Here is a 5562-nt window from a genome sequence, read left to right as displayed (position 1 = left end):
ACCCCGCCCCTGCTAAAGCGCGCCGCATGACGACGCCGCTCGACCACATCCGCAATTTCTCCATCGTCGCCCATATCGACCATGGCAAATCCACGCTTGCCGACCGGCTGATCCAGCTCACCGGCGCGCTGGAGGAGCGCGACATGAAGGAGCAGGTGCTGGACTCGATGGATATCGAGCGCGAGCGCGGCATCACCATCAAGGCCCAGACCGTGAGGCTCAACTACCGCGCCAAGAATGGCGAGGACTATGTGCTGAACCTCATCGACACGCCCGGGCATGTCGACTTCGCCTATGAGGTGTCGCGTTCGCTCGCCGCCTGCGAGGGGTCGCTGCTGGTGGTGGACGCAAGCCAGGGCGTCGAGGCGCAGACGCTCGCCAATGTCTACCAGGCCATCGACAACAACCACGAGATCGTCGTGGTGCTGAACAAGGTCGACCTGCCGGCGGCCGAGCCCGAGCGCATCCGCGAGCAGGTGGAGGAGGTGATCGGCCTCGACGCCTCCAACGCCGTGCTGATCTCGGCCAAGACCGGCCTTGGCGTGCCGGACGTGCTGGAGGCGATCGTCCACCAATTGCCGCCGCCGCGCGAGGGTGACATCGCAGCACCCCTGAAAGCCATGCTGGTCGACTCCTGGTACGACGCCTATCTCGGCGTCATCGTTCTGGTGCGCATCATCGACGGCGTGATGAAGAAGGGCCAGACCATCCGCATGATGGGCACCGGCGCGAAATATCTCGTCGAACGCACCGGCGTGTTCAAGCCGGCCCGCGTCAATGTCGACGAGCTCGGCCCCGGCGAGTTCGGCTTCTTCACCGGCTCTATCAAGGAAGTGGCCGACACCCGCGTCGGTGACACCATCACCGAGGACCGCCGCCCGACGCAGAAGGCGCTGCCAGGCTTCAAGCCGGCGCAGCCGGTGGTGTTCTGCGGCCTGTTCCCGGTCGACGCCGCCGATTTCGAGGACCTGCGCGCCGCCGTCGGCAAGCTGCGCCTCAACGACGCCAGCTTCTCCTATGAAATGGAGACCTCGGCCGCGCTCGGCTTCGGCTTCCGCTGCGGCTTCCTCGGGCTGTTGCATCTGGAGATCATCCAGGAGCGGCTGGAGCGCGAGTTCAACCTCGACCTCATCGCCACCGCGCCCTCCGTCGTCTACCGCATGAACCTCATCGACGGCACGGTGAAGGAGTTGCACAACCCGGCCGACATGCCCGACGTGGTCAAGATCGCCTCGATCGAGGAGCCGTGGATCCGCGCCACGATCCTGACCCCCGACGACTATCTCGGCGGCATCCTGAAACTCTGCCAGGACAGGCGCGGCATCCAGGCCGATCTCTCCTATGTGGGAAAACGCGCCATGCTGACCTACGACCTGCCGCTCAACGAGGTGGTGTTCGATTTCTACGACCGGCTGAAGTCGATCTCAAAGGGCTACGCCTCCTTCGACTATCATTTGACCGACTATCGCGAGGGCGACCTTGTGAAGATGTCGATCCTGGTCAATGACGAGCCGGTCGACGCTTTATCCATGCTGGTGCACCGCTCGGCGGCGGAAAAGCGCGGGCGCCAGATGTGCGAGAAGCTGAAGGAGCTGATCCCGCAGCATCTGTTCAAGATCCCGATCCAGGCGGCCATCGGCGGCCGCATCATCGCCCGCGAGACCGTCTCGGCGCTGCGCAAGGACGTCACCGCCAAATGCTACGGCGGCGACGTGACCCGCAAGCGCAAGCTGCTGGACAAGCAGAAAGAGGGCAAGAAACGGATGCGGCAGTTTGGGAAGGTGGATATTCCCCAGGAAGCGTTTATCCAGGCGCTGAAGATGGGGGATTGAGGGCCCCGGCGATCGTTTTGTCGTGCAGCATTTAAAATGTCGGCCCCGCGAATCGACCGCGGGCTTCTAGCAGGAGAGTTGCCCGCAGGCAGTGAGGACCGGCTGCGCGGCTCTGAGCTTGCTCGGTGGAGCGGGCACGTAACTGTCTTGCTACGCTTCCCTGACACACCAATCCCTATCACACGGCTGCAATAGTAGATGTGCAAGGCTACATCGGTGCCGGTTGAGATATGGCCGAATAGTCATGAAATCTGCCGAAAGGCCGGCAATTCTGGCCGGGGGACAATTTGTCCCGACTATGCGCAAACGTATTTACGGGATGTAACCAAACTGGTTACATCTTGAGTCGGTGGAGGCGGTGGGATTCGAACCCACTGGACCCAAGGTCGGAAGCCCGGACCAGCTACCAAGCCGCCCCCACCACGACTTCCCCGGATGGCTCGGGGAAGAAGGCACCCGCAGCGGGATGCGCCATCCAGCGACGCCCGGTGGGGCGGGAGTGTGATCGCTTTGCAAGGGTCGAATCACTCCCCTCCATCGCGCTGGAGCCGGAATTGAAAGGTGACTCGATCAATTAACACAAGAGTCCCGACCCGCGATTCGCGGGTACGACGGGCTTTCTGGGGATAACTGGCAATGGCCGGTGAAAACCCGACAGAGATAAAGGGTCGTGTCGCGCGCATACCTGTATAAAAGACCAAATTCCCTGACGACAGCGTAGAATGACTCAGTTATTTTCCCTCTCGAACGGGGGAGGGAATAATGCCGCGATGCAAGGTTGTGGCGTATCTAGTAGAGGTGCGCAAACTCAATGCCTCGTCAAAGCAGAACCTGAAATTTGGTTCATTCGACGGGACGGCCGACCTTCGAGATACGATTCTGAAGTATCTCCAGAAGATGGTCACATATAGCAAGGTCGCTCACTTTCAGAAGACCTTCAAAGTGGTCTTGGACAAGCCAGCCAACACCGGCGCCTTGACGGGCATGGTCTTTGCTGGCGACTATGGCCAGGCGTCAGACATCATCGACGCCGACAGCGGCAAAACCACCTACAAGAAAAAGAAGACCGAATCGCTGCCCTCGCCATTTTATTTTCACCTCGAGCTGCCTCCAAATGAAACCCGAGGAATCCTGTGTTTGCAGCAATCTGGTTTGAATGGCGTAAAGAGTCTGTTTGAGGGCGCAATCGCTGGCCAGCTACAGAAATATTACCCAGACTATCGCCTTCACGTAAGAAGTATGACACTCGCGGATGCTCTTAAGGAATATTTGAAAACAGGGAGTGTATAAGAAATAACTGTTGAGAAGCATGAGATACCGGCGGATATTGCTGATGCTTTTGGGGGGATAAAAAAGGCGTACCCGGGCGTGTTCTCTTATTCCGTTCGTCCTTCGAACGGTCTCTTCAAGAAGGACGGTCTAATTGCGTTTGCCAATGGACAGAAAGAATTGGACGATGTCTTCGAGTTCGGCGAGCATGGGTTTGACGTTGTTACCACCAAGATCCGAGTTGGTGGCGAAATACGGAAGATAAATCTCACAAAGCCAAATAGCATCAATAGTTCGTTCGACATCACTGATGACGTAAAGTTTGGACCCGATGGTCATCCAACTAGGGACAGCCTTGCCAAAGAATTCAAGGAGATAGTCGCCGAAATAGCAAAGCGCGGCGGTATAATGCTATGACTAGCAAAATCGATATTAGAATGATCGTACGCGATCATTTTGCTACTCTAAAGGACGAAGGCACAGATAAAGTTAGCGTTGCAGATTACCTGGTTATGCTAGGCGCGCCAATAGCTTTGGCGTTACTGGCATGGGCTCTCGGGTTTTCGATACCAGATGCATACGTAGGAACGCTAGTATCTGTTTTTGCTATATTTGCGGGACTTCTCTTTAACGTGCTTGTATTGATATACTCATTTGCTGATTCTTCACGCGGCGCCAACAAGGAATTGAGAGATAGGCTTTTAAGGCAGTCTTTTTCCAATATTTCATTCACTATAGTTTCGTCATTGGTAATCGTTTTTTTGCTTACAAGCCTGCTATTCACATGCGGCATTACGCAGCGGATATTGGAAACGCTGGCAACCGCAATTGCTATCAACTTCTTCCTCTCTCTTCTGATGGTTTTGAAGCGAATTCATGTCCTGCTTAGGGACAAGTTTGGCGGCTAGGGCCGTCTTTTACGCAACATCGCGTGCGCCTTGTGCTTAGGCGAGGCCGCCTTCACCAATCCGGCCGTAGGGTAAGGCGCTAGCGATCTGGAGTGCCGCGCGGCGATCGTAACGGAAATCGGAATCAGCGCGCTGCGACGCAACCGTCGCTTGATCGTTGGCTCTTCGGACTAGTAACCTCTTGCTGGCTTCACACTTCACCATCTCCCCACCTCGTTGTATCCTCTCCCCGGGCTTGGGGAGACATCACATGCGCTCCACCTCGGACACCGTCGCCGCGATCGGCCTCGCCATTGGCGGCGCTTTGGGCATGGCGGGCACTTTCGTTGGCAGCGACGCGCTGCGCGAGACGCTGTGGACCATCGACGGCGCGGGCATCGTCGTCGCCGCGGCGCTGCTGACGATAAAATACCAGCGGCTCGGCAATGATCTCGTCGCGGCCGGCTTCCTGACTTTCCTCGCCGGCGAAAGCCTGCTTCTGGCCGGCAATGCGGCGGGCCTGCAGGCCTCAGTGCCTTCCTATGCCGGCGGCATTGCGCTGTGGGCGGCGGGGCTGGTCATGGTTAGCGCGCAGGCCACCTTCGCGCTCTGGATGCGGCTCACGGGGCTCATTGCCGCCGCGCTCTTCACTGTTTCGGTGCTGATGATCCTGTGGGGCGCGCCGCTTTTGCCCACCTCGTCGCCGCTGCCGGCGCTCGGCTATCCGTTCCTGGTGCTGACCTTCGTCGGCTGGATCTGGACTTTGCTGAAAGCGGAGCGCTGAGTGCCAGGGCCATGGCCGCGCCGCTCGAACTCCGCAACAGCCCGTCGGGAAAGATCTTTCCGGCGCTCGGGCCGTTCCTGATCGGCGGCGTCTTCGGCTTCGGCGCGCTGCAGGGCGTGGCCTCGGGCGCGGATGGAGGGCATGTGCTGTGGATCGCGCTGCTCGCCGCCGCTTGTCTCGGGCTCGGCGCCTTTATCGCGCGCGGCGCTTTCGACACTTCGGTCAAGGTCGTCTTGGATCAGCGTGGTTTCCGCGATGCTCGCGCCGGCGACGTGCTGGTGCCGTGGAGCAAGGTGCGGAGCGTGCGGCTTGCCGCCGGCGGCAAGGGCGCGGCGATGCTCAATTTCGAGCTCACCGGCGAGCCGCCCGACGAAATCCGCTATTCCTCCGCCAACGCCTTCGGCCTGATGCCTTTCGGCCGGAACATTGTGCATATGGAAATCTCCTCGCTCGACGTGCGGGGACAGGACTTGTTGGACGCGGTGAAGACGTTTGCACCGCATGTGGTGGTGAGGCGGTGATTCTTCCTTCCCCCCTTGTGGGGGAAGGTGGATCGGCGCGCAGCGCCGAGACGGATGAGGGGTGCTCCAGCGGAGTGAGACGCTGGCTTTCCCTGGAGCACCCCTCATCCGGCCGCTGCGCGGCCACCTTCCCCCACAAGGGGCAGGGCTGTCCGGGGAAAGTTAGACATAGTCGAGGCTCATCTGATCGGGAGAGCAGCGGGGGTACCTTCGACTTGGATTGACGGGCGGCGGTTTGTCGATGGCGGCGATGTGGCGCCGCTCGAACA

At 59.4% G+C, this 5562-nt stretch carries 6 protein-coding genes and 1 tRNA gene; 6 read left to right on the top strand and 1 reads right to left on the bottom strand.

The window, feature by feature from the left end; translation table 11 throughout:
* The first annotated feature begins 26 nt into the window (after positions 1-26).
* Positions 27-1832, top strand: coding sequence for a translation elongation factor 4 (gene lepA / locus EOA24_RS25830; RefSeq protein WP_126080276.1), 1806 nt, complete (start codon positions 27-29; stop codon positions 1830-1832).
* Positions 1833-2182: 350 nt separating this feature from the next.
* Here lepA and EOA24_RS41295 read toward each other — a convergent pair.
* A tRNA-OTHER gene (locus EOA24_RS41295) sits at positions 2183-2251 on the bottom strand.
* 343 nt (positions 2252-2594) lie between these two features.
* Between EOA24_RS41295 and EOA24_RS25825 the strand changes: the two genes are divergently transcribed.
* The 5 genes from EOA24_RS25825 (at position 2595) to EOA24_RS41820 (ending at position 5293) form a co-directional block, all read left to right on the top strand.
* Entirely contained in the window at positions 2595-3122 is a 528-nt protein-coding gene (locus EOA24_RS25825; RefSeq protein WP_126080277.1) for a hypothetical protein, read from the top strand.
* Positions 3123-3200: 78 nt separating this feature from the next.
* On the top strand, positions 3201-3518 hold the full coding sequence (locus tag EOA24_RS25820) for a hypothetical protein (RefSeq protein WP_127257155.1): 318 nt from the start codon (positions 3201-3203) through the stop codon (positions 3516-3518).
* Positions 3519-3538: 20 nt separating this feature from the next.
* The gene (locus tag EOA24_RS25815) at positions 3539-4009 is read left to right on the top strand and encodes a hypothetical protein (RefSeq protein ID WP_126080279.1); all 471 of its coding nucleotides are present in this window, start codon (positions 3539-3541) and stop codon (positions 4007-4009) included.
* A gap of 250 nt (positions 4010-4259) precedes the next feature.
* Positions 4260-4772, top strand: a complete 513-nt coding sequence (locus tag EOA24_RS41825) for a hypothetical protein (RefSeq protein ID WP_189343305.1) — start codon at positions 4260-4262, stop codon at positions 4770-4772.
* Between the two features lie 11 nt (positions 4773-4783).
* Positions 4784-5293, top strand: coding sequence for a hypothetical protein (locus EOA24_RS41820; protein WP_126080280.1), 510 nt, complete (start codon positions 4784-4786; stop codon positions 5291-5293).
* Positions 5294-5562: the final 269 nt, after the last annotated feature.

Source organism: Mesorhizobium sp. M2A.F.Ca.ET.039.01.1.1 (assembly GCF_003998035.1).
GTDB lineage: Bacteria > Pseudomonadota > Alphaproteobacteria > Rhizobiales > Rhizobiaceae > Mesorhizobium.
This window is presented reverse-complemented; position numbering and strand designations above follow the sequence as displayed.